The sequence below is a fragment of the Actinomadura mexicana genome (genome assembly GCF_900188105.1).
In the GTDB taxonomy this organism is placed as follows: domain Bacteria; phylum Actinomycetota; class Actinomycetes; order Streptosporangiales; family Streptosporangiaceae; genus Spirillospora; species Spirillospora mexicana.
This window is the reverse complement of sequence record NZ_FZNP01000040.1, coordinates 1-2,475: the sequence shown is the minus strand read 5'-3', so window position 1 is coordinate 2,475 and position 2,475 is coordinate 1. Positions and strand designations below refer to the sequence as shown.

The following is a 2,475-nucleotide window of genomic DNA, read 5'->3' as shown; positions in this document are numbered from 1 at the left end:
GAGATGTTCGAGAGGTTCACCGACCGCGCGCGGCGGGTTGTTGTTCTGGCTCAGGAAGAGGCCAGGATGCTCAACCACAACTACATCGGTACCGAGCACATCCTCCTGGGTCTGATCCACGAGGGTGAGGGGGTCGCCGCGAAGGCTCTGGAGAGCCTGGGGATCAGTCTTGAGGCCGTGCGTCAGCAGGTTGAGGAGATCATCGGTCAGGGGCAGCAGGCTCCGTCGGGGCATATCCCGTTCACTCCGCGTGCCAAGAAGGTTCTTGAGCTGTCGCTGCGTGAGGCGTTGCAGCTGGGTCACAACTACATCGGTACCGAGCACATTCTGCTGGGTCTGATCCGTGAGGGTGAGGGTGTCGCGGCGCAGGTGCTGGTGAAGTTGGGCGCGGATCTGAACCGGGTGCGTCAGCAGGTGATCCAGTTGCTGCACGGGTATCAGGGCAAGGAGCCGGCGGCTTCGGGTGGTCCTTCGGAGGCGGCGCCGTCGACGTCGTTGGTGCTGGATCAGTTCGGGCGGAATCTGACGCAGGCGGCGCGTGAGGGCAAGCTCGACCCGGTGATCGGCCGGGACAAGGAGATCGAGCGGGTCATGCAGGTGCTGTCGCGGCGTACCAAGAACAATCCGGTGCTGGTGGGTGAGCCGGGTGTGGGTAAGACCGCGGTGGTGGAGGGGCTGGCGCAGAAGATCGTCAAGGGTGAGGTGCCCGAGACGTTGAAGGACAAGCAGCTGTACACCCTGGATCTGGGTGCGCTGGTGGCGGGTTCGCGGTATCGGGGTGATTTCGAGGAGCGCTTGAAGAAGGTGCTCAAGGAGATCCGTACCCGGGGCGACATCATCTTGTTCATCGATGAGCTGCACACGCTGGTGGGTGCGGGTGCGGCGGAGGGTGCGATCGATGCGGCCTCGATCCTGAAGCCGATGCTGGCGCGGGGTGAGTTGCAGACGATCGGTGCGACGACGCTGGATGAGTACCGCAAGCATCTGGAGAAGGACGCGGCGCTGGAGCGGCGGTTCCAGCCGATCCAGGTGGCCGAGCCGTCGTTGTCGCACACGATCGAGATCCTCAAGGGGCTGCGGGACCGGTATGAGGCGCATCACCGGGTGTCGATCACCGATGGTGCGCTGGTGGCGGCGGCGCAGTTGGCCGACCGGTACATCTCGGATCGGTTCCTGCCGGACAAGGCGATCGATCTGATCGATGAGGCGGGGTCGCGGATGCGGATCCGTCGGATGACCGCGCCGCCGGATCTGCGGGAGTACGACGAGAAGATCGCTGATGTGCGGCGTGAGAAGGAGTCGGCGATCGATGCGCAGGACTTCGAGAAGGCCGCGGCGCTGCGTGATTCGGAGAAGCAGCTGCTGGGGCAGAAGGCGCAGCGGGAGAAGGAGTGGAAGGCCGGCGACATGGACGTGGTCGCCGAGGTCACCGATGAGTTGATCGCCGAGGTGCTGGCGACCGCGACGGGGATCCCGGTGTTCAAGCTGACCGAGGAGGAGTCGACTCGGCTGCTGCGCATGGAGGACGAGCTGCACAAGCGGGTGATCGGGCAGGAGGATGCGATCAGGGCGCTGTCGCAGTCGATCCGCCGGACCCGTGCGGGGCTCAAGGATCCCAAGCGGCCGGGTGGGTCGTTCATCTTCGCCGGGCCGTCGGGGGTGGGCAAGACCGAGTTGTCCAAGACGCTGGCGGAGTTCTTGTTCGGTGATGAGGACGCCCTGATCCAGCTGGACATGTCGGAGTTCATGGAGAAGCACACCGTGTCGCGGCTGTTCGGTTCCCCGCCCGGCTATGTCGGGTACGAGGAGGGCGGTCAGCTGACCGAGAAGGTGCGGCGCAAGCCGTTCTCGGTGGTGCTGTTCGATGAGATCGAGAAGGCCCACCAGGACATCTTCAACTCGCTGCTGCAGATCCTGGAGGACGGTCGGCTGACCGATGCCCAGGGCCGGGTGGTGGACTTCAAGAACACGGTGATCATCATGACCACCAACCTGGGGTCCAAGGACATCTCCAAGGGCGTGTCGATGGGGTTCGCCCGGCAGAACGACGAGCAGGGGTCCTACGACCGGATGAAGGCCAAGGTGTCGGAGGAGCTCAAGCAGCACTTCCGGCCCGAGTTCCTCAACCGCGTCGATGACACGGTGGTGTTCCACCAGCTCACCCCCAAGGAGATCATCCAGATCGTGGATCTGATGATCGCCAAGGTGGACCAGCGGCTGCAGGACCGCGACATGGGCATCGAGCTGCGTCAGGAGGCCAAGGACCTGCTGGCCCTGCGCGGGTACGACCCGGTGCTGGGGGCCCGGCCGCTGCGCCGCACCATCCAGCGCGAGATCGAGGACAACCTGTCGGAGAAGATCCTCTACAACGAGCTCAAGCCCGGCCAGATCGTGATCGTCGGCACCGAGGGCTTCGACCCCGCCGACACCGACACCACCGAGAAGGCCAAGTTCACCTTCAAGGGCGTGCCCAAG

General features: G+C 64.6%; 1 protein-coding gene. It reads left to right on the top strand.

What is annotated here, in order from left to right:
* Positions 1 to 3: 3 nt before the first annotated feature.
* A partial coding sequence (locus CHC11_RS39905; protein ID WP_089317106.1) for an ATP-dependent Clp protease ATP-binding subunit occupies positions 4 to 2,475 on the top strand: 2,472 nt, incomplete at its 3' end.